Origin of the sequence: Proteus sp. fly-1067, from assembly GCF_040139345.1 — a bacterium.
Classification (GTDB): Bacteria; Pseudomonadota; Gammaproteobacteria; order Enterobacterales; family Enterobacteriaceae; genus Proteus; species Proteus vulgaris_B.
In genome coordinates this window covers 1-693 of record NZ_JBEEUL010000107.1, presented here as the reverse complement: position 1 = coordinate 693, position 693 = coordinate 1, and the positions used below count along the sequence as shown (strand labels likewise).

1 protein-coding gene is annotated in these 693 nt (G+C 41.0%); it reads right to left on the bottom strand.

Annotated features, from left to right (window positions below):
- Positions 1-420: 420 nt before the first annotated feature.
- Positions 421-693, bottom strand: a 273-nt coding sequence (locus ABN217_RS19410; RefSeq protein WP_349459878.1) for a hypothetical protein, incomplete at its 5' end; no start/stop codon positions are given.

Below are 693 nucleotides of genomic sequence, written 5' to 3'. Positions count from 1 at the left end.
CATGGGGTTGATTTATGGCCTCGGCGCATTCTTTAACCTGTTATCTAAAGCGCACGTTCCGCATCATCATACCGAGAACAATAAATAGTTCTTCCTCCATTTAAGCTCGCCTGTTTTTGTTAGAGAACAGGCTGCTCTTTTCTTTTATTGATGCTCTTTTATATTTGGTTGACTTGTGCTTTCCCGAATAAGTGTAAAAAGAGTTTGTAAACTCAACAATTCACTTCGAAACAAATCGCTATATTGAAGGTTGTAAGACCTAATGTAACGATAGGGATTTATCGTGTATACCCGTCATCCTTCAAATTGCAGGGTTGTTGACTACACTCAGCTAGTCGCCTGCCTGCATCTCGAATTATTTAGAGTATATACCTCAGTAAAATCTTATAAGTATCTTATTAGTTACAACAAACCTCCTATTTAGAGCCAAAAAGAGAACTGGCGTTCCTCAAATATAAGTGGTTGTCCATCTTCGAGTAATTTACGTATACTCGGGCCAAGTAAGTCCTGCTCTCCATCCAGAGGAGTAAGCAAGGGGTCTGGAAAACGCAATTTATTGTGAGTAACCTTCTCTAGCATCAGGCGATCTTGGCGCAGGATCACGCGAAATAGCTTACTTAATATGTAACGTTTGATGATTGCTGGAAGCCAGCCACGCTTGGTGGCTATTCGAGCAAACAGTTGTAGCTGACC